The sequence below is a fragment of the Mesorhizobium sp. WSM3862 genome (genome assembly GCF_002294985.1).
GTDB lineage: Bacteria > Pseudomonadota > Alphaproteobacteria > Rhizobiales > Rhizobiaceae > Mesorhizobium.
Genome location: NZ_NSGE01000001.1, coordinates 342203 through 362521 on the forward strand (window position 1 = coordinate 342203; position 20319 = coordinate 362521).

At 64.1% G+C, this 20319-nt stretch carries 23 protein-coding genes and 1 pseudogene; 10 read left to right on the plus strand and 14 right to left on the minus strand.

Annotated elements, in window-relative coordinates; translation table 11 throughout:
• Window positions 1–17: 17 nt before the first annotated feature.
• From CK224_RS01710 to CK224_RS01720, 3 genes are all read right to left on the minus strand, one after another.
• A complete protein-coding gene (locus CK224_RS01710; protein WP_067328366.1) occupies window positions 18–230 on the minus strand; it encodes a hypothetical protein in 213 nt (70 codons plus the stop codon).
• A gap of 153 nt (window positions 231–383) precedes the next feature.
• A complete protein-coding gene (locus CK224_RS01715; protein WP_067328478.1) occupies window positions 384–779 on the minus strand; it encodes a GFA family protein in 396 nt (131 codons plus the stop codon).
• Between the two features lie 128 nt (window positions 780–907).
• Window positions 908–1156 carry a ParB N-terminal domain-containing protein gene (locus tag CK224_RS01720; RefSeq protein ID WP_066995224.1) on the minus strand — a complete coding sequence of 83 codons (249 nt, stop codon included), beginning with the start codon at window positions 1154–1156 and terminating at the stop codon, window positions 908–910.
• 144 nt (window positions 1157–1300) lie between these two features.
• On the opposite strand from CK224_RS01720, the gene CK224_RS01725 reads away from it, so the two are divergent.
• The 4 genes from CK224_RS01725 (at window position 1301) to CK224_RS01745 (ending at window position 6072) form a co-directional block, all read left to right on the plus strand.
• Entirely contained in the window at window positions 1301–2941 is a 1641-nt protein-coding gene (locus tag CK224_RS01725) for a N,N-dimethylformamidase beta subunit family domain-containing protein (protein ID WP_095780597.1), read from the plus strand.
• A gap of 1 nt (window position 2942) precedes the next feature.
• Window positions 2943–4325, plus strand: a complete 1383-nt coding sequence (locus tag CK224_RS01730; RefSeq protein WP_095780598.1) for an aspartate aminotransferase family protein — start codon at window positions 2943–2945, stop codon at window positions 4323–4325.
• A 224-nt stretch (window positions 4326–4549) separates the two neighbouring features.
• Entirely contained in the window at window positions 4550–5047 is a 498-nt protein-coding gene (locus CK224_RS01740) for a GNAT family N-acetyltransferase (protein WP_095780600.1), read from the plus strand.
• Window positions 5044–6072: a histone deacetylase family protein gene (locus CK224_RS01745; protein WP_095780601.1), complete on the plus strand. Its 1029-nt coding sequence runs from the start codon at window positions 5044–5046 to the stop codon at window positions 6070–6072. The genes CK224_RS01740 and CK224_RS01745 overlap by 4 nt, the downstream gene beginning before the upstream one ends.
• A 1-nt stretch (window position 6073) precedes the next feature.
• Here the strand turns inward: CK224_RS01745 and CK224_RS01750 are convergent, their stop codons facing one another.
• The 3 genes from CK224_RS01750 to CK224_RS01760 all read right to left on the minus strand — a co-directional run bounded on the left by CK224_RS01750 (window position 6074) and on the right by CK224_RS01760 (window position 9082).
• Window positions 6074–7342 (minus strand): cysteine desulfurase-like protein, encoded by a 1269-nt coding sequence (locus tag CK224_RS01750; protein WP_095780889.1) that lies wholly within the window; start codon window positions 7340–7342, stop codon window positions 6074–6076.
• Between the two features lie 36 nt (window positions 7343–7378).
• Entirely contained in the window at window positions 7379–8446 is a 1068-nt protein-coding gene (locus CK224_RS01755) for an aldo/keto reductase (RefSeq protein ID WP_095780890.1), read from the minus strand.
• Window positions 8447–8563: 117 nt separating this feature from the next.
• Complete coding sequence (locus tag CK224_RS01760; RefSeq protein ID WP_176477827.1) at window positions 8564–9082, minus strand: hypothetical protein; 519 nt, start codon at window positions 9080–9082, stop codon at window positions 8564–8566.
• A 329-nt stretch (window positions 9083–9411) separates the two neighbouring features.
• Between CK224_RS01760 and CK224_RS32435 the strand changes: the two genes are divergently transcribed.
• On the plus strand, window positions 9412–9576 hold the full coding sequence (locus CK224_RS32435) for a DUF1127 domain-containing protein (RefSeq protein ID WP_082954041.1): 165 nt from the start codon (window positions 9412–9414) through the stop codon (window positions 9574–9576).
• Between the two features lie 51 nt (window positions 9577–9627).
• Here the strand turns inward: CK224_RS32435 and CK224_RS01770 are convergent, their stop codons facing one another.
• The gene (locus CK224_RS01770; protein ID WP_095780602.1) at window positions 9628–10131 is read right to left on the minus strand and encodes a DUF1993 family protein; all 504 of its coding nucleotides are present in this window, start codon (window positions 10129–10131) and stop codon (window positions 9628–9630) included.
• Between the two features lie 145 nt (window positions 10132–10276).
• On the opposite strand from CK224_RS01770, the gene CK224_RS01775 reads away from it, so the two are divergent.
• Window positions 10277–11326: a DUF1176 domain-containing protein gene (locus tag CK224_RS01775; RefSeq protein ID WP_095780603.1), complete on the plus strand. Its 1050-nt coding sequence runs from the start codon at window positions 10277–10279 to the stop codon at window positions 11324–11326.
• On the opposite strand, the gene CK224_RS01780 is transcribed toward CK224_RS01775, so the two are convergent.
• The 6 genes and pseudogenes from CK224_RS01780 to CK224_RS01805 form a co-directional block, all read right to left on the minus strand.
• Window positions 11327–12217, minus strand: a complete 891-nt coding sequence (locus CK224_RS01780; protein ID WP_095779622.1) for an alpha/beta fold hydrolase — start codon at window positions 12215–12217, stop codon at window positions 11327–11329.
• 32 nt (window positions 12218–12249) lie between these two features.
• Window positions 12250–13869, minus strand: coding sequence for a molybdopterin-binding/glycosyltransferase family 2 protein (locus CK224_RS01785; protein ID WP_095780604.1), 1620 nt, complete (start codon window positions 13867–13869; stop codon window positions 12250–12252).
• The gene (locus CK224_RS01790) at window positions 13866–14570 is read right to left on the minus strand and encodes an XdhC family protein (RefSeq protein ID WP_066995193.1); all 705 of its coding nucleotides are present in this window, start codon (window positions 14568–14570) and stop codon (window positions 13866–13868) included. The genes CK224_RS01785 and CK224_RS01790 overlap by 4 nt, the downstream gene beginning before the upstream one ends.
• 6 nt (window positions 14571–14576) lie before the next feature.
• Complete coding sequence (locus CK224_RS01795) at window positions 14577–14915, minus strand: XdhC family protein (RefSeq protein ID WP_095780605.1); 339 nt, start codon at window positions 14913–14915, stop codon at window positions 14577–14579.
• 69 nt (window positions 14916–14984) lie between these two features.
• Window positions 14985–15175: pseudogene (locus CK224_RS01800) on the minus strand (VWA domain-containing protein); the annotation flags it as partial.
• A gap of 3 nt (window positions 15176–15178) precedes the next feature.
• Window positions 15179–15673, minus strand: a complete 495-nt coding sequence (locus CK224_RS01805) for a flavin reductase (RefSeq protein WP_066995321.1) — start codon at window positions 15671–15673, stop codon at window positions 15179–15181.
• Window positions 15674–15852: 179 nt separating this feature from the next.
• On the opposite strand from CK224_RS01805, the gene CK224_RS01810 reads away from it, so the two are divergent.
• Window positions 15853–16917 (plus strand): ABC transporter substrate-binding protein, encoded by a 1065-nt coding sequence (locus CK224_RS01810; RefSeq protein ID WP_095780606.1) that lies wholly within the window; start codon window positions 15853–15855, stop codon window positions 16915–16917.
• The gene (locus CK224_RS01815; RefSeq protein ID WP_095780607.1) at window positions 16917–17933 is read left to right on the plus strand and encodes a P1 family peptidase; all 1017 of its coding nucleotides are present in this window, start codon (window positions 16917–16919) and stop codon (window positions 17931–17933) included. The genes CK224_RS01810 and CK224_RS01815 overlap by 1 nt, the downstream gene beginning before the upstream one ends.
• A gap of 15 nt (window positions 17934–17948) precedes the next feature.
• On the opposite strand, the gene CK224_RS01820 is transcribed toward CK224_RS01815, so the two are convergent.
• On the minus strand, window positions 17949–18206 hold the full coding sequence (locus CK224_RS01820; protein ID WP_095780608.1) for a DUF2171 domain-containing protein: 258 nt from the start codon (window positions 18204–18206) through the stop codon (window positions 17949–17951).
• Between the two features lie 300 nt (window positions 18207–18506).
• Here CK224_RS01820 and CK224_RS01825 point away from each other — a divergent pair, with 300 nt between their 5' ends.
• Both CK224_RS01825 and purB read left to right on the plus strand, forming a co-directional pair.
• The gene (locus CK224_RS01825) at window positions 18507–18914 is read left to right on the plus strand and encodes a hypothetical protein (RefSeq protein WP_141245769.1); all 408 of its coding nucleotides are present in this window, start codon (window positions 18507–18509) and stop codon (window positions 18912–18914) included.
• Window positions 18915–18974: 60 nt separating this feature from the next.
• A complete protein-coding gene (gene purB / locus CK224_RS01830; RefSeq protein WP_095780609.1) occupies window positions 18975–20282 on the plus strand; it encodes an adenylosuccinate lyase in 1308 nt (435 codons plus the stop codon).
• Window positions 20283–20319 lie beyond the last annotated feature (37 nt).

A 20319-nucleotide genomic window follows, 5' to 3' on the forward strand; every position in this document is an offset into this window, starting at 1 on the left:
GTTCGGCGCGACGCGCTTTAGCGGTACAGCCATTGCTTCAGGCAGCTTCTGGCCACGATATGCGCCGGCGGCAGCACCGGCTGGTCGAAGCGGGAATCGTCGGCAGCCCTGTCGCGAGCCTTTTCCAAGAGCAGGCGAAGCTCGGCCGGGCGCACGCGGTCTCGCTCCATCACGAGTTGGATCATCGGGTCGTTCAAAAGCTCGTCCAGGGGGTTGCTGCTCTCGCTCATCCGTCGCCTCCTCGATGCCTTCCCGCGTGGCGCTTAGATAGGCAGCCAATGATGGCCCGCCAATGACGCTTTGCCGGCTATCTCGTGAATCGAAGATGAAATTTTTGTGCAGGCATTCTTCCTTCTCCCATTGTTGTGGGAGAGCGGAAAACTCTATGCCGGCGGTGCCCCCTCATATTGCGGCAGGCCGTCATCCAGCCGCACCCAAGGCTGCTTCGAAGCGGTCCAGAAATGCATGTCGGGCTTGAACGCGGACGGATCATCGAGCGAGCCGGATGTGACGCCGAGAATGCCCCTGGAGTCACGTCGCGAAAACATCGTCGTGCCGCAAGCCGGGCAGAAGCCACGCTTGAGGTCCGGCGAGGAATTGACCGTCGCCACCGGCCCCTCGATCGTGACATCATCGATGCGAAACAGGAGCCGCGCATTGAAGGCGGCGCCGATCGCCTTCTGGCACAGCCGGCAATGGCAGACGCGCTCGTTGATTGGTTCGGCCTCGGCGCGATAGCGCACTGCGCCGCACAGGCATCCGCCCTGGTATTTCGCCATTTCCAAGTACCCGATTGACAGGAAGGCCGGCACGGTAGCGGCGAACATCGCAGCGTCAATCAAAAAGCATTGATAGACGCGATCGCTCACGGTGATGCCGGGCTGACACGGCAACAGATAGGATGGCGTCAGTGGCGCCGCGCCTGGACGAGGTAGGCGTCGATCTCGGTTTCGCCGAGCCATTTGGCGGCTTCCAGCCGGTGCAGCCCTTCGACCAGGACATGACGCTTGCCGTCGTGGCGCACCTGGATCGGCATCTTCATGCCGTTCTCGAGGATATCCTCGGCAAGATGGCGCACCGTCTCCGGATGCAGCGTCTTGCGCCTCGCCATCGGCACATAGATGTCGTCGACCTTGACCCTTTGCACGCGCAGCATCTTGGCTCCCGGCGTTCAAACATCGCCTGAAGATCAAATAAGCCGTTTGCCGGATAAGGCCAAGCGCCTGCTGGCCCGATCGTTTCCATTTGACGCTTGGCCGCCCTAAGGTCTCAATGGCGACCTCTTGGTTTCGGTTTTTCCATGACGCAACGGCCCGCCGACTTTCCCGATTTCGGACTGACGCCCGAGCAGCGCCGGGAGGCGGTGCGCGGGCATTATTACGAGTGGCCCGGCATGGATGGCTCGAGCGGCGAGATCTGGTGCTACAGCGACCGCTTTTCCTATCGTCCGGGCGAGACGGTGACGCTTTTCGTCAGCTCGACGGCCCCGCAATTCAGGATTGTCATCGTCCGCGACGGCGGCGATGAAACCAAGGTCTTCGATGGGTCGGGACTGTCGGCGCGCTGGCAGGAAACGCCCGAGCAATGTTCGGTCGACGGCTGCGGCTGGGAAGCCTCGTTCGAATTCCGCATCGGCGATGACTGGCCGTCGGGAGCTTACCGTGTCAGGCTTTCGGCTGAAGGGCCGGACGGCACGCCGATCGAGAGCCACCACCTCTTCATCGTCGCGCCCCTGCCCGGCCGCAAGCCTGGTCGCCTGCTGCAGATCGCCGCGACCGGCACCTGGCTCGCCTATAACACCTGGGGCGGCTCCAACCACTATCAGGGCATCACCGGCCCGAACCGCGACCGATATGCCACGATGGTCTCCACGCAGCGCCCTTGGTGCCGCGGCTTCGTCGTGCTGCCCAAGGATGCACCGCGCGTGCCGCTGGAAGTCGCTGTGCCGCCGAAGACCGTGCCGCGTTATCCGCATATGGAATGGGCCTTTGCCACGGGACATTCGAAGAAATATGCGTCTTCCGGCTGGGCCAACTACGACAGCCATTTCTTCGGCTTTGCCGAACGCGCCGGATATCAGGTCGACCTCGCCAGCCAGCACGAGCTGCACTTCTCGCCGGAAATCCTCGACGGCTATGATTGCGTCGTCTTCGTCGGCCACGACGAATACTGGACCTGGGAGATGCGCGACGCGGTGGACGCTTATGTCGAGCGCGGTGGCCACGCGGCGCGCTTCGCCGGCAATTTCATGTGGCAGACCAGGCTGGAGGACGAGGGCCGACGCCAGGTTTGCTACAAATACCGGGCGCGGGCCGAAGACCCGGCCTATCGCGGCGGCGACATCACCCGCGCCACCAATTCCTGGGAAGCGCCGGAGATCGGCCGTCCGGGCAGCGCTACCTTCGGCCTCAACGCGACGCGTGGCGTCTATGCCGGCTGGGGCGGCTGCGCGCCGCGCGGCGTGCGCGGCTTCCCTGTTTACCGCCCCGAGCACTGGGCCTTCGCCGGCACCGGCATCTATTATGGCGACCTGCTTGGCGCCGATAGCCATGTCTATGGCTATGAGGTCGACGGGCTCGATTTCGAAATACGCGGCGGCCTGCCGTACCCGACTGAAGAGAGCGGCGCGCCGGACGGCTTGCAGGTGCTGGCCGTCGGCCTGGCGAGTCAGGTCGAGGAAAGCGCCGACATTTCGATCGAAGACCAGTTCCTCACCGACGAGGACGGCCGCTTCACCGCCGAGACTTTGTTCGGCGAGGCCAGCGACGCCAATCTCGACAAGGTCAAGCGCGGCAACGGCATGATCGTCAATTTCCCGCGCGGCAAGGGCGAAGTCTTCCACGCCGGAAGCTGCGAATGGGTCGCCGGCCTGCTAAGGCAGGACGCGATGGTCGAACGCGTCACCAAGAATGTTCTCGACCGCTATCTCGGAAAGTCCTGATATGCCGACACCGGAAGTGCAGCCCTCGCCTGAAGCCGAAGCGCGGCCGCCGTCGCATTTGTTCTATCTCTCCAGCCTGCGCCGGCCACTCGTCGACCGCGCCGAGGGCATCTATTTCTGGACCAAGGACGGCCGCCGCTTCATCGACGGTTCAAGCGGACCGATGGTCGCCAATATCGGCCATTCCAACCGCAACGTGCTCGACGCCATGAAGCGGCAGATGGACAAGACCACCTTCGCCTATCGCCTGCATTTCGAGAACGAACCGGCGGAAGAACTGGCGCGGGCACTGTCTCACAAGCTGCCCGAAGGCATGGACCGCATCTTCTTCGTCTCGGGCGGCTCGGAAGCGACCGAATCCTGCATCAAACTCGCCCGGCAATGGGCGGTCGCCACCGGGCAGCCGAAGCGCTGGAAGGTGATCACCCGCTTCCCGTCCTATCACGGTGGCACGCTGGGTTCGCTCGCCATCACCGGCGACGACGCGCTTGCCGAGACTTTTACGCCGTTGATGCGGGTGATGCCGACGGTGCCGGCGCCGGCCGCCTGGCGCGATCGCGACAACCTCTCGATGGAGCAGCGCGGCATCCGTTATGCCGACATGCTCGAAGACAAGATACAGGCCGAGGGCCCGCAAAGCGTGCTCGCCTTCATCATGGAACCCGTGGGCGGCGCGGCAACGGCAGCCCTTGTCGCGCCCGACAGCTACTATGCGCGCATCCGCGAGATATGCGACCGCTACGGCATCCTGCTCATCCATGACGAGGTGATGAGCGGTGCCGGCCGCACCGGTAAATTTTTGGGCGGCGACCATTGGAGCTGCAAGCCGGACATCGTCGCGCTGTCAAAAGGGCTGGGCTCCGGCTATGCGCCGCTCGGCGCGCTGGCGGCTCCCATGCGGCTCGTCGAGCCGCTGCTCGCCTCGGGCGGCTTCCAGCACGGCCACACCTACGCCGGCAATCCGCTTGCCTGTGCGGCCGGCCTTGCGGTGCTGAGCGAAATGGACCGGCTCGATCTCATCGCCAACGCCGCGACCATGGGCGATGTGCTGATCGCAGAGTTGAAGGCGTTGCAGAAGCGTTTCCCTTTCATCGCCGACGTGCGCGGCAAGGGCTTGCTGCTCGGCGCCGAGATGGTCGCCGATCCGGAGGCGCTGACGCCGATCGCGCCGGCGAAAAAGGCAACGCAGCGCCTGCTCGACCACGCTTATGCGCGCGGCCTGATCATCTATGGCCGCAAGGTCAAGGGGGGCGTCGACGGCGACAATTTCATGGTGGCGCCGCCGATGATCATCACGCGCGAGCAGATCGGCGAGATGATCGCAATCATCGGCGACTCGCTCGAGGCGCTGGCGGAGGAACTCGACCTGCCGGTGGCAGGCTGAGGGTGAAATGGCGCTTTGAGACGTCCTGAGATGTTCGCGATCCTTCGCACCCGCCTCTGGCCTGCCGGCCATCTCCCCCGCAAGGGGGGAGATCCGATGTCCCGGTCGCTTTCGCCAATCGCCGACGTTGCAGGAACAGCGCCGTCGGTGCACCTGCTGATCTCCCCCGTTGCGGGGGAGATGTCCGGCAGGAGAGAGGGGGGTGCCCGGGCGCCCTACTTGTCGTGAGCACGATTATCCTCCGTCCCGGCCGGATCGAGGATGCCGAGACCATCCATGCCGCCTTGCTGCGCCTCGGCACCCACATCGGCGCGCATCAAGAGATCACCTCGACACCGGACGACCTCCGCCGCTACGGCTTCGGCGCAAACCCCGCCTTTTCGACCTTGATCGCCGAGGTCGACGGCGAGTTCGCCGGGCTCTGCCTGCACTTCCCGATCTTTTCGACCTGGATGGGCCGGCCCGGGGTCTTTGTGCAGGACCTCTATGTCGAGGACCGCTTTCGCGGCCGCCGCATCGGTGAGAAGCTGTTGCGGCGCGTGGCCAAGGAGTGTCGCGCTGCAGGCGGCGTCTATCTCAGGCTCTCCGTCGACACCGATAACGAAACCGCGAAGACCTTCTATGAAAAGCTCGGCATCGGCTGGTCGAGCTACGAGCAGGTGCACAAGATTGTCGGCGAGGCCTTTTTTGCCTTTGCCGACGCGCCGGAGGACGAACGATGAAAGCCTTCTATGCCGAGGAACAGAAGCGCCATGACCCGAAGGCCTTCCTTTCCAGCGGCGCGCCGCAACCCAATCCGGAAAAGCCGGAACGGGTCGAGAGATTGCTAGCCGGCGCAAGATCGGCCGGTGTGACGATCGAACGGCCGAACGACCATGGCCTTGGGCCGATCGCCGCCGTGCATACGCCCGAATATCTCGACTTTCTCGAGCACATCTTCGCGCGTTGGCAACGCATCGAAGGCGCCTCGGCGGAGGTCATCCCGAACATCCATCCAATCGGCCGCGGCGGCTCCTACCCGGCCTCGGCGGTCGGCCAGGCCGGCTATCATATGGCCGACACCGCCTGCCCGATCTCGGTAGAGACCTGGAACAGTGCGCTCTGGAGCGCCTGGAGCGCGGTGGAAGCCGCCGAAGCCGTGATGGCCGGCGCGACGGCGGCCTACGCTCTCTGCCGCCCGCCCGGCCATCACGCCTTTGCCGACGTGGCGGGCGGCTTCTGCTTCATCAACAATTCGGCGGTCGCCGCGCAGGTGCTGAGAAAGGACGCGGGACGTGTCGCCATACTCGATGTCGACCTGCATCACGGCAACGGCACGCAAGGAATTTTTTACGCCCGGCCGGATGTTCTCACTGTCTCGCTGCATGCCGATCCGGTGCGCTTCTATCCCTTCTTCTGGGGCCATGCCAACGAGCGCGGCGAAGGGGCGGGCCTCGGCTACAACCTCAACCTGCCACTGCCGCGCAAATCCGGCGACGCGGCCTTTCTGGAAGGATTGGAAACAGCCTTCCGGCGCATCCGTGCCTTCGCGCCGGAAGCGCTGGTTGTCGCGCTCGGGCTCGACGCATTCGAAGGCGATCCGTTCGGAGGCCTTTCGGTGACGACGCCCGGCTTCGCGCGCATCGGCGAGGCGATCGCCGGCCTTGGCCTGCCGACGGTCATCGTCCAGGAGGGCGGCTACCTCTGCGATGCGCTCGGCGACAACCTCACCGCTTTCCTGACCGGCTTTGGCGGGAAGAAAGGATAGTTCAGGCGCGCTCCTGCCTCAGCATTGCAATGACGCGATGTACGCTTTCCAGCGTCTCGTCGATCTCTGCGGCTGTGTTGTAATGCGCGATGCCGATGCGCACGACGCCCTGCTCCGGCGGAATGCCGAGTTGGTGGACGATCTCCCATGCATAGTTGTGGCCGGACCACAGGAAGATGTTCTCGGCATTCATCTGTCGCACGATCGTTTCCGGCGCGATGCCCTCTACCGTGAAGGAAATTGTCGGCACGCGATCGCCGAAACGTTCCGGGTCGGTGATGCCGCGGATGGTCAATCCCTCGATGTTCGACAGGCCCTCGATCAACTGCCGGGCGAGCGTATTCTCGTAAGCGATCGACACTTCGAAGGCTCTCGCTATCCGCTGCCGCCGCGAACCGCCCTCGCCGGCTGCGGCGCCGAGATCGGCGAAGTAGTCGACCGCTGCGGTCAACCCAGCCATCAGCTCGATCTGCGGCGTGCCGAGCTCGAACCTTTCCGGCAGGTGGTTGGACGAGCAGCGGCATTTGTAGGGTTTCAGCGCATCGATGACGTCGCGACGGCCCCACAATATACCCATATGCGGCCCGAAGAATTTATAGGCCGAGCAGACCAGGAAATCGCAGCCCAGCGCCTGAAGGTCGATCAGCCCGTGCGGCGCGAATTGCACCGCGTCGACATAGACCAGCGCCCCGGCCTGCTTGGCGATTGCAGTCAGTTCGCTCACGCGGTTGATCGAGCCGGTGAGGTTCGAGGCATAGTTCAGCGCCACAAGCCGGGTCTTTTGCGAAAGCAGCGCCTTCAGCCCCGCTTCCTCGACCTGCCAGCTCTTCTCGTCGAAGGGCAGGAAATGCACGACGAGGCCGAGATCCTCTGCAAGCTGCAGCCAGGGCGAGACATTGCCCTCGTGGTCCATGCGGGTGAGGATGATCTCGTCTCCCGGCTTCATCGTCCGGCCGAGGGTGCGCGACATGTGGTAGGTCAGCGTCGTCATGTTGGCGCCGACGATGATTTCCTCGACGCTCGCCGCACCGAGAAAATCGGCCATCGCCGCATGCGCATCATCGACCACCTGCTGCGCCGCGAGCGTCGTTTCGAAGAAGCCGCCGAGGTTGGCGTTTGTCGTTAGCAGGCAGCGCGAGACCGCATCCGCCACCGCCCGCGGCACCTGGGTTCCGGCGGGATTGTCGAGATAGATGCGACGGCGGCCCTTGTCGGTCAGCGAAAGTGCTGGAAACCGTCCGCGCACGAGCTCGATCGGAAAATCTGCCATCGCCTCCATCCCTCCGTCCTTCTCAATGATTTCCAGTCACGGGCAAGGGTTGCCGACGCGCTGGTGGATGGCGTCGACCGCCTTCTGCATCTCCTCCGTCCAGCGGACCTCGACCGAAGACAGCGCCATGTCGAGCTGGGCGACGCTGGTGGCGCCGACGATATTCGCGGTCACAAAAGGCCGGCTCGTCACATAGGCGTTGGCGAAGAGCGCCGGCTCCATGCCGAAGGAGCGCGCCAGCTCACTGTATTGGAGCAGCACTTCCGTCGCATTCGGCGTCTCGTAGCGCTGGCCGCGATTGAAGAGCTGCGTGCGCGAGCCTTGCGGCCGCGCGCCGTGATCATATTTGCCGGTGAGGTAGCCCTGCGCCAGCGGAGAATAAGGTAGAAACGCGATCTCTTCGCGTTGGCAGACTTCGGCCAGGTTCACCTCGAAGGTGCGGTTGACGAGATTGTAGGCGTTCTGCAGCGAGGCGACGCGCGGGCCGACGCCCTTGTCGGACTCGGCAAGGAAACGCATGACGCCCCACGAGCTTTCGTTCGACAGGCCTAAATGGCGGATTTTTCCCGCCTTCACCAGTTCCTCGAAGACAGCGAGCGTCTCGGCGATCGGCGTCTCGTCCGCCGGCGCTCCGACAGCATCGGCCCGCCGCGCTACCGCCCCGACCCGCGTCGGGTTCGAACCCCAGGGAATGTCCCGGTCCGGCCAATGGATCTGGTAGAGATCGATATAATCGGTACGGAGCTTGGCGAGCGACTTCTCGACCGCATCGAAAATGTCGGCGCGCACAAGCTTCGATGGCCGGTCGCCGCGAAACCAGGCGTTGGCCGTGCGGCCGACCACTTTCGAGGCGATGATGACCTTGTCGCGGTTGCCCTTGGTCTTCATCCAACTGCCGATGATCCTCTCGGTCCACCCTTGCGTCTCGGCTTTGGGCGGGATCGGGTAAAGCTCGGCGGTGTCGATGAAATTCACGCCGCGCGAGAAGGCCAGATCCATCTGGGCATGGCCTTCGGCCTCTGTGTTCTGCTGGCCCCAGGTCATCGAACCGAGGCAGATTTGCGAAACAAGGAGGTCTGTCCGACCGAGGCGGCGTTTTTGCATGAAATGTCTCCGGCGGGAGGTGGCGCGCGGCTGCGCGGGGAGGAATTCAAGCATAAGGCATAGGCCGGATTTTCTCCAAGCCGGTCCTGGCGACTTTTGCGTGAATTCGGAAACCGGTTAGCGTCGTGCCGCGGCCAGCGCGCGCCGCTTGGCCTCGTCGATCAGCATGTTGGCCACTTGCATGCGGATCATGGCGCGCTGACGCAGATGCGGGGCGACACGGTCCGGATGGTTGGCGAAGGCGAAGTTGCGGCGAATGCGGCCGAAATCGGTATCCTTCGCAGGGCGATCGAGGCCGAGCTCGCCGGCAATCGATTCAGGGTCGATCGGCGCCAGCTCTTCCTCAGGGCGATGCTCTTCCTCAGCGAGAGCCAGCTTGGCCTGGTCGAGAAGCGCGGCGAACTCGGCGGCAAGGTCGGCGCCCGCTTCGCGGTACTCGGCGGCGACGCTTTCGCCGGCGACCTTGATGCGGCCGGAGTGAAGCTCGTCCGCCACCGACAGATAGTCGAATGGAATAGGGGGCCGGGCGCCTCCGTCTTCGCCCTCCTCGGAAGCGATGATGAGGTCGTCGAGCAACGAAGCGAAATCCAGCTTGTTCCCGGTGCCGATCTCAGCCTCCTCCTGTCGCAACGGCATTCATTGTTGCCGTCGACCATAGATCGCTGTCGTTAAAAATGAATGCCGACGACATTAACGATTGCGGGTGCTTGCAGTTGCAGACGCCGGCCGGAAAGATCAAAGCCGCGCTGCATTTGATACCGACCGGCAGGTCGCCAGAGTGGCGAGGAAAAAGCCCACCCGCCAGGACCGTGCCGTACGGTCGAGTTTCCGCAAAAGTTTCAGAAGAGAAGCGATTTTGGCGGAAAAAATTCACCAGGCATGGCTGCCATGCGCTTGCTGCACTGCACAATTGTAACAAATCACCTATATTCTCGGCGTGTGGAGGACAAACAAGGGGCTGGAATATGGGGTTCTTCACCGAAATGTTCGCGCGGCCGCGGCCGCAGGAACAACAGCGTTACCGATCGGCGCTCGCGCTGCTGAACGCGATGAGCAACGCCGACCGCGCCGATATCGGCATCAAGCCGGCCGACTTTCCGCGTATCGCCCGCGAGATGTCGATACGCTGATTCAACGATGAAAAAGAGGGTTCTCGGCCGCGCCGGGAAACCTCTCCGTCTTCAGCGTCCCAGGAAAATCGACTTGCCCAGCGGCACGCCATTGTGCCGCAGGATGTTGTATGCCGTGGTGATGTGGAAGTAGAAGTTCGGCATGGCTGCGTTGAGCAGATATTGCAGTCCGGCCATTGAGACCTCGCGTCCGGCAAGCCTCAATTCGATCGTCCGCTCCTCCGACCCGTCCAGATCGGCGGCCGAGAATGTCGCCAGATGATCGAGCGTCTTGGCGATTCGGGCGTGCAGCTCTGCGAAACTGGACTCGTTGTCCTCGTATTTCGGCACTTCGCGGCCGGCGAGCCGCGACGGCGCGCCCTTGGCATGATCGGTGGCGATCTGTACCTGCCGGGTCAGCGCGAACATGTCGGGCGCCAGCCTCGCGGTCAGAAACACCTGAGGGTCGATCTTGCGGTCAGCGGCGTTCTGTTCGGCCAGTGACAGCACGCTGGCCAGCGCCTTCAGCCGGGCCGAAAAGACGGCCACGGAAATATCGTACATGGATATGGTCACGTGAGTTATCTCCCCAGGCGGCGTCAGCGCCGCGGGCCGTGAGCTAGCGCTTCCCGGCTCGATTCTTCAAGCAGCCCGTGCGCCCCTGTCACCGCCTCGCCGCAATCGCGGTGGTAGTATTTTCGTTATCGAGCGGAGATTCCCGATGAGACCTGCCATTCTCGCAGCGACTGCCTTGTTCTCCCTTGCGGCCATCGGCCGGTCGGCGCTTGCAGCCGAAGCCCCTTATATCGACGACCGGTCCAGTGCCGAGGCTGTTGTTCGCTCGCTCTACAGCGCGATCAACCGGCATGAATTCGCCCGCGCCTGGGGTTATTTCGGCGACACCAAGCCGGCAAAAGATTTCGATGCCTTCGTTAAAGGCTACGACAGCACCGACGCGGTCGAGGTCAAGACCGGCGCGGTATCGGACGAGGGTGCTGCCGGCAGCATCTACTACAGCGTCCCTGTCGCCATCCAGGCCACCGACAAGAAGGGCAAAGCCAAAATCTTTGCCGGCTGCTACACGCTTCGCCAGGTCAACGCGCAGATCCAGGAACCGCCGTTCCAGCCGATCTTTATCGACAAGGGCGCCCTGAAGCCGTCGACTTCGGATTTCCAGGATGCCGTGCCGACAAGCTGCGGCGACGGCCCGCCGCCGCCCAAGAAGGACGAGGCGCTGGAACAGGCCAGGAAGGCGTTCCTCGCCGCCTATGGCGAGCAGTGCGACAAGGAGAACCCGGAAGGCAAGCCGGCCGGCGAGCCGGACGCCTACTCGATCCATTACAAGGACAAGGACGCTGGAGCCGACGAGCCGGAGCGCGAGACGCGGCTCTTCCGCTTCTTCTGCTCGATGGCCGCCTACAATGAAAGCGCGGTCTATTACATCTATGACGATGTGTCCGGCGTCCGGCAGTTGCAGTTCGCCGCGCCGGAACTCGACATCCGTTACGAGAACAACAACAGTGAAGGCAAGGTCGAGGGCATCCACATCATCGGCTTCCAGACCGACGACCAGCTGGTCAATTCCGAATATGACGACAAGACCAAGACGATCACCTCGATGAACAAATGGCGCGGCGTCGGCGACGCTTCATCGACCGGCACCTATCTGTTCCGCCACGGCAATTTCTCGCTGGTGCAGTATGATGTCGATGCGTCTTACGACGGCGAGATCAATCCCGAGACCGTCCTGGACTACAACACGCCGCCTTGATCAGGGCGCTTTCGTCAGCATCCAGTTCAGTGTGCCGCGCCAATCGACCATGCGGATCGGCGTCCCATGCGTGCCGGTCTCGAACCGCACGAAGCGGGTCGGATAGCTCTTCGATTTGGCGAGGATCGAGCGGAAGAAGGTTTCCTGCTTCTCAACCTGGAAAACCACGTCACGGCTGCCCTGGCCGAAGAACACCGGCACCCGACGCTTGAAGGCCGGGCTGGTCAAGAAGCTTTGGTCCCAGAGCGAGCCGAGCAGCAGCAGCCCACTGACGCGGGCGCCAGTATCCTTGCGGTCCGCCAGCTTCCAGCAGAGGATACCGCCCATCGAGCCGCAGGCGACGAAGATTTTCGCGCCGGGCGATGTCTCTGCATAGTGGTCGATCAACGCCGCGACCTGGGCGGCGCCCTTGTCGCCGAAATCGGGAAAGTCCGGCGAAAGATAAAGACCGCCATTTTCGGCCATCAAATTCTTGAGGCGGTTGAAATTACCGCCGAAGGTGAAGTCGTCGACGCCCTGCTTGCGGCTGCCGCCCTGCCCGTGCAGATAAAGCACGATGATGGCGGCACCTTGCGTCTTGCCGACTGCGACATGCCGGACATCGCCGACATCGGTCTTCAGCATCAAGTCCTGCTGCATCTTGCGCACGCCGGGGTCGGTATATTGGGCATGCACACGCCTTTCCGGCACCTCGTCGCGCTGATTGATGTCGCGCATCTCGCGATAGTCGAGCACCGTATAGGCACCGTTGTCGCCGCTCGACAGCGTCGCCGGATAAGCGAAAAGCTCGTCCTTGAAGGGTTTCAGCGACAACGTCTGGCCCTCGGCGGCAGAGAGCGAAAAAGCTGTTGCGGCGAGCAAAGTGAGGAAAGTTCGGCAGCGCAAAGACATTCCGAAGCCATGCGAAATTCGGCTTCGGTTTGTCAATCCTGCAGCACGCCGCCCGCGCGTTCCAGCGCCTCGCGCGTATCGACGTCGATCGAAGCGCCCTGCCCGATTTCGACATCGATGACGTCGAGCCCTTCGGCCTCGACCAAATGGCGCGCGCCAGTATCGCCTTCGAGCTGCGCGACGGCGGCAAAGAGCGACCGCGGCAGCAGCACCGGGTTGCCGCGTTTGCCGTGATGCGCCGCGCGCACCACCGCGCGGCCCCCGGATCGGCGGAACGCATCGATCAGGCTATCGAGATCCTTAGACGAGATACCAGGCATGTCGCCGAGCACGATCATGGCGCCGGCCGCGTCGGGCGCGACCCGCGCGATGCCCGCCTTGAGCGACGAGGCCAACCCGTCGGCGAAGTCCGGATTGTGGGCAAGCGTGATATCGAGACCTGAGAGCGCCGAGCGCACCCGCTCGCGCTGATGGCCGGTGACGACGATGCCGTTGGCCGCTTTCGATCCCAGCGCCCGCTCGGCGGTGCGCCGCACCAGCGGCTTGCCGTCGAACAGCGCCAGCAGTTTGTTCGGCCCGCCCATGCGGCTGGAGCGCCCTGCGGCGAGAAGCACGATGTCGACCCTCGGCTCCGCTTTTGCCGACCGCGACGGCAGCGGCTCGCGCGGCTGTGGCCTGGACGGGATTTCCATCAACAGGCCTCCGACGCCCATGCCGGCAATGTCGCTCGCCGTCACGTCAAGCCCCGCGACCAGCCGGTCCAGCACCCAGTCGAAACCGTTTTCCTTCGGGCTGCGGGCACAGCCGGGCGCGCCGATGACGCGCTTGCCGCCGAGCGTTCCGAGCACCAGCAGATTGCCGGGATCGACCGGCATGCCGGCTCGAATGACTTTGCCGCCCGCCTTCTCGATCGCGGCAGGGATGACATCGGCGAAATCGGCCAGCGCCGAGGCGCCGAAGATCACCACCATGTCGTTGTCGCGCGCCAGCGCGCTTGCTGCTTCCGCAACAAGCGTCACGTCATGCGGCGTGCGCCGCTCCGCAGTCAGCCGGCCGCCGGAGCGCGCCAGCCGCGCCTCGGTGACCCGCAGCGTCTTGTCGAGCACGCTCGGCTTCAAGCCGGGCAGCGTCGTCTGGATGACGCCGACATTGACCGGGCGATAGGCGTTGACGGCGAAGATTTCGCCGCCGGCGCAAATCTTGGCCACCGCATCGACCAGGCTCGCAGCGACGGCAAACGGAATGATCTTCACCGTCGCCACCATCTGGCCCGCCTCGACAGGCGCGTGCTGCGCCAGGGTGGCGATGGTGATCGCCGGGTCGATGGCATTGATGGCGTCGATCATCTTGGCGTCGACGGTGAAGACGCCCGCGGTTTCGGCATGCAGGTTCACGCGTCCGGTTGCAGCGGGCTTCGTCTCGACGTTGCGATGGGACATACTCAACGCGATCTTTTCGGCCGCGGCATCCTCGCCGAGATCATGGGGAGAGAGAACGGCCACGACCACTTCACTGATGCCGGCCGCCTTCAGCGCCGCAACGTCCTCGCCGTTCAGCCGATGCGCCTTGCGGAATCGCCGCTCGCCGGCAGTGGTCGCATGCGCCAGCACCGCGCCTTCGGCCTCATCGATCGCGATCGGACCGAACTTCACGCCACCGCGCCTTTGCTTTCCAGGCCGCGCGAGCGGAAGGCGTGGATGGTTTGTGCCAGCACCGCTACGGCGATCTCGGCCGGGCTCGCGGCGCCGATATCGAGACCGATCGGCGCATGGATGCGGGCGATCTGGTCGGCGCTGGCGCCCAGCGCCAGCAGACGCTCGACCCGCTTGGCGTGAGTCTTCCTGCTGCCAAGCGCCCCGACATAGAAGCACCTGGCGTCGAGCGCCGCCTTCAGCGCGAAATCGTCGATCTTCGGATCGTGGGTGACGGCGGCAAGCGCGGTGTAGCTGTCGAGCGGCTGGCGCTTCAGCACATCTTCCGGCCATTCGGCATGCAGCGCTACACCGTGAAAGCGCTCCGGCGTGGCGAAGGCGGTGCGCGGATCGATGATCTCGACTGGATAGCCGGCGATTCTGGCCATTGGCGCGAGCGCCTGGCTGATATGCACCGCTCCGATCACCACAAGGCGCGGGCGCGGCAGATGCGCATTGAGAAAGAAAGTCCGCCCTTCCGCTTCCACCGATCGAGAAATGCCGGTGCGGAACGCACTGGCGATCGCCGCGCCGAGCTCGCCCGCGACGCGGTCGCCTTCACGCACGATGCGGTCGCGGCCGTCACCGAGGTCGGTGACCAGCACCGCGGCGCGCCTGGCGCGGCGCTCTTCGTTCAATGTTTTGAGAACATATGGGTCCATCCGCAATCAACCCAGCCGCTCGACATAGACCTTGATGCGGCCGCCGCAGGACAGGCCTACCTGCCAGGCGGTTTCGTCGGCGACGCCGAACTCCAGCATCCGCGGCTTGCCCGAGCCGATCACGTCGATCGCGTCGGTCACCACCGCGCCCTCGACACAGCCGCCGGAAACCGAACCGTGGAAATTCCCTTCGACGTCGATGACCAGATGGCTGCCGGCCGGGCGCGGCGCCGAACCCCAGGTTTCGACCACGGTCGCGATGGCGACATCCTTGCCGTCCTTCATCCAGCCTTCCGCGATGATCAGGGGATCGCGGGCCTCATCGAGATAAATGCTCTCGTCCATCGTCGCTTCTCACAAAGTCTGTTTTCTCGGGGAACGTCCCAGAGGAATATATCGCTGCGAAACATATGGCTACGCGGCCCGCCTGTCGCCAGTTCGCAGCCAGCGCCGCGGGTACACAGCTGCGGCCGGCCGCTGGTCGAGCGAGGCGCAAGGATCGACCAGCGCGTCCAGATTGTGCACGGCGCGGAACTCGTCGACACGCGGCAGCATCGCCTTCCCGCCACGGGTGCGCGCCTCGACCCATCAAAGCGCAAGAGCGGTTTTCACAGAACGTGGTAGTCGCGGTTGTGGTAGATCAGCGGCCGCAAATTATCGCCGATGCGCAGGCCCGTCACCTTGCCAAAAAGCACACGATGGGTGGCCAAATCCTTGGTATCGATGATCTGACAGTCGAAGACGGCGAGCGCGCCTTTCAGCGTCGGCGCGCCGGTCGAGATCACGTCCCATTCGCCGAGCGCGAAGCGCTCCTCGGACGGCAGGCCGGTGATGCCGGAAAAGCCGACCGACAGCGCCTCCTGGTCCGAGGCGAGCGTGTTCAGCGCGAAATTGCCGTTCCGGATGAACGCCTCGTTCTTCGGATTTTCGCGGTTGAGGCAGACAAGCACGGCGGGCGGCGTATCCGAGACCGAGCAGGCGGCAATCACCGTTGCGCCTCGTTTCCCGGCCGGGCCGTCCGTGGTCACCACATGCACATGGCCGGCAAAATGCGCCATCGCATCGCGATAGGCTTGCGGCCCGATGTCATTAATCTTCAGCACCCGATGATCCACCTGCCAAAACGGAAGCTCGTTATATATGGCTGCATATTGTATGACACAAGCGAAGTGCTTGAGCGCAATCCTGAATTCGCGTGTTGCACCCGGATTAGGCAGCCTTTAGGTCTTTGCTGGAATAGTGCCGGAACAATACTCCCGGCACGGAGGACCTCTTCGCCCGAATGCGCCTTCTCACGACGACTTTAGCCGCGCTGCTTTGGCTGGGCGCGAGCGTCCATGCCGAGACGCTGGTTGGCGTCGCCGCACCGCTGTCCGGGCCGTCGGCGATCCTCGGCAAGCAGATCGAGGCGGGGACCGCGCTGGCGGCGGACGCCGAAGGGGTCGCGGTCCGAACCGTTGACGACGCCTGCACGGCCGACGGCGGTGCAGCGGCTGCCAGGCAATTCGTGGATGCCAAGGTCAACATCGTTGTCGGTTTTCTGTGCACCGAAGCGATCGAGGCGGCGCTGCCGATCCTGAAGGACGCCAACATTCCGGTCATCGCGGTCGGCGTGCGCACCGAGAGCCTGACCGACCGCCGCGCCAAGACCGGCTGGCCGGTCTACCGGCTTGGCCCGCGCGGCGACGACGAACGCAATGCGGTGGCCACGATCCTCACTCGGCTCTGGCAGAACGAATTGTTCGCCGTTATCGATGACGGCACCATCTATGGCCGAGAGATCGCAGAGACTTTCCGCGCGGCCGCCGAGCAGGCGGCGCTGAAACCGGTCTTCGTCGACACGTTCCGGCCGCAGCTCGACAACCAGATTGGGCTGATCGGCCGCCTGAAGAAAGCGGGGGCTACGAAAGTGTTTGCCGGCGGCGACGGCGACGACATCGCCATCATGGGGCGCGACGCTGCCTCGCTCAATGCTGGCATCACCTTCGCCGGCGGCGAGACGCTGCGCACGCCACCCGGCGATGTGCCCTATGCGGCCGGCACACTGATGATCGCGTTGCCGGAGTGGTCAGAAGTCGCGGACCCCAAGGTCGTGCAGGCCTTTGGCGAAAGGAAGATCGTGACCGACGGCTACACGCTGCCGGCTTATGCCGCGGTGGAGGTCGCCAAGGCGGCAGCGGTCAACGCAGAAAGCTCCGGCAAGCCGCTCGCCAAGACGCTGACCGAACATGATTTCGCGACCGCTATCGGCACCGTCCGCTTCGACGAAAAGGGCGATCTCAGCCAAAACCCATTCCGCGCCTTCCGCTTCGACGGCTCCCATTTCGTGCCGCTGGAGGAAAACTGATGTTCCGCACCGGTCCACGCAACCTGATCACCGACGTCGCCGGACTCACCGTCGGCAATGCTGCTGACGCCAGGCTGAAGTCCGGCGTCACGGTAGTGCTTTGCGAGGAGCCGGCGGTGGCCGGAGTCCAGGTGCTGGGTGGCGCACCAGGCACACGTGAGACCGACCTGCTCGAGCCGCAAAACTCGATCGCGACCATTCACGCAGTCGTGCTGTCCGGCGGCTCGGCCTTCGGCCTCGATGCCGCTTCCGGCGTCCAGGCGGCGCTGCGGGAGAAAAACATCGGCGTCGAGGTGGGTGGTTTTCGCGTGCCGATCGTGCCGGCCGCGATCCTCTTCGACCTGCCCAATGGCGGCGACAAGGATTGGGGCCGCTATCCGCCCTATCGCGAGCTTGGCTACGAGGCGGCTCAGGCGACAACGACCGATTTCCCGCTCGGTACGGTCGGCGCCGGTACCGGCGCGCTGACTTCCGGTCTAAAGGGCGGGCTGGGTTCGGCCTCGACGATGCTCGACAGCGGCGTCACCATCGGCGCGCTAGCCGCCGTCAACCCGACCGGTTCGGTGACGGTCGGACGCAGCCGCCATTTCTGGGCCGCTCCCTTCGAGATCGGCGATGAATTCGGCGGCTTGGGTTATCCCGACCCGATACCTGAAGACGCCAGGAAGATACTCTTGAAGTACCGCGACAGGCGCGCAGGGGAACCGCCAGAGGGCGCCAGCACGACGATTGCCGTCATTGCCACCGATGCCGTGCTTTCCAAGTCGGCCGCCAAACGGCTGGCGATTTCGGCGCATGACGGATTTGCCCGCGCCATCTGGCCGACGCACACACCGGCCGACGGCGATCTCGTCTTTGCGCTCGCGACCGGCAGGAGCGGCATCGAACTCAGCGCCGATGCAGCGATCGATCTCTATGCCGCAGCGGGGTCTACGATGGCCCGCGCCATCAGCCGCGGCGTCCACGCGGCGAGGCCGGCCGACGGCGATCTCTTTCCGGTCTGGTCGTCCCGCTAGAGTTCTGGACGCCGGTCAGGTCGGGTCGGACTTCTCTTCCTCGAACGTCACCGCGACTTCCGAATTCGCCGAGAGCCAGACCTTCTTTCCTTCGATCTCCGCGACCAGAGCCAGCGGAACGTAATGGTGGTGGCCTTTGTGCGAGCCCATGCCGCTGTCGGCCTTGGTCAGCTTGATGCGCTGCCCCTCGACCTTGTCGACGGTGCCGACATGGACGCCATCGGCGCCGACTACTTCCATATGCTCGCGTATCTTGCTGACATCGGTGGTCATGCTGGTCCCTCCGGTGGGTGGCCGCGCGTCCCTGTCGGGCGCCCACAATAACAAACGGCCGCCGGATTGGATGCATCGAGCGGCACGTCTTGTTCACCATGGCGTGATAGCCATGACGCCAATGAGACGGGAAGCATTGCCAACACCACGCAAGCCGAACCTTTTCGCCGCGGAACGTGGCCCAGTGACCGTAACGTCGCTGCAGCCGGCCTCCTTGCGTCTGCGCCTGGCAAACCGCCTGCGCGACGCTCTGCCCTCGGCAGGCACGGCATTGTCGGCGCCTTGCTGTGGGGGCTTGCGATGGCGGCGAGCGCTTTCCTCAATCTGTATTATTGGGAGACGCCGGACAGCGCCCGCTTCGTCGTGCTGCTGTATGCGCTCGGCGGCGCGCTTGCTTTTCCGGTCGGGCTGACGTTCGCCGCGCTGGTAACGCGCGGCCGCCACTGGGAAACCGCGCTCGCCGCAGCTTTCGTATGCCTGCTCGGCGCGACGCTCGCTTTCACCGGCGGGCTGTTTGCCCTGCAATACCGTTCTTACTACGCCGAGTGGCACGCGCCGGCCTTCACGCGGACCTGTGGGTCTGAGTTCGTGTTCACGATCCTCGCTGCGCTCTACCAGTTCGTCGTCCTTGGCATCCGGCTCTATTTTCCGTTCGGCTTTGCCGCACTTGCCGCCGCCAGCATCTGGTTTGCACGCCGGCGGCGTTGAGCATTGAGCCGGCCTCTGTTAGGACGCGGCCAAAGCTTCTCCCAGCAGGACTAAGAAACCATGATCCCTCGCTATTCCCGGCCGGAAATGGTCGCCATCTGGTCGCCCGAAACCCGGTTCCGCATCTGGTTCGAAATCGAGGCTTATGCCTGCGATGCGCTGGCCGAGCTCGGCGTCATCCCGAAGGAAGCCGCGAAGACGATTTGGGAGAAGGGCGGCGCGGCCAAATTCGACGTTGGCAAAATTGACGAGATCGAGCGCGTCACCAAGCATGACGTGATTGCATTCCTGACCCATCTCGCCGAATTCGTCGGACCGGACGCCCGCTTCATTCACCAGGGCATGACCTCGTCGGACGTGCTCGACACCTGCCTTGCGGTGCAATTGACTCGCGCCAGCGACATTCTGCTTGCCGACATTGACGCGCTGCTTGTGGCCCTGAAGCGCCGCGCCTTCGAGCACAAGGATACCATCACCATCGGCCGCAGCCACGGCATCCATGCCGAGCCGACCACCTTCGGCGTCAAGCTGGCGCTGGCCTATGCCGAATTCTCGCGTTGCCGCGAGCGGTTGCTGCACGCGCGCGAAGACATCGCCACCTGCGCCATCTCGGGCGCGGTCGGCACCTTCGCCAACATCGATCCCTATGTCGAAGAGCATGTGGCGAAGAAACTCGGCCTGAAGCCGGAACCGGTCTCGACTCAGGTCATCCCGCGAGACCGCCATGCGATGTTCTTCGCTACGCTCGGCGTGATCGCCTCGTCGGTCGAGCGCCTGGCGGTCGAAATCCGGCATCTGCAGCGCACCGAGGTGCTGGAAGCGGAAGAATATTTCTCGCCGGGACAAAAGGGCTCGTCGGCGATGCCGCACAAGCGTAACCCGGTGCTGACCGAGAATCTCACCGGCCTTGCCCGCATGGTCCGCTCCTACGCCATGCCGGCCATGGAGGATGTGGCGCTGTGGCACGAGCGCGATATCTCGCACTCCTCGGTGGAGCGCATGATCGGGCCGGACGCGACGGTGACGCTCGACTTCGCGTTGGCACGCCTGACCGGCGTCGTCGATAAGCTGCTCGTTTACCCCGAGAACATGGTGAAGAACCTCAACAAGTTCCGCGGCCTGGTGCATTCGCAGCGCGTGCTGCTGGCGTTGACGCAGGCTGGCGTGTCACGCGAGGATGCCTATCGCCTGGTGCAGCGCAACGCCATGAAGGTATGGGAGCAAGGTGCTGATTTCCTTGAGGAACTGCTTGCCGACAAGGACGTGACAGCGGCACTGCCCGAGGCCGAGATCCGCGAGAAGTTCGACCTCGGCTATCACACCAAGCATGTCGACACGATCTTCAGGCGGGTGTTTGGACAGGCCTGAGTCCGGGGGAAGGCCCGCTAGTGTCGCGCAGCCCTAG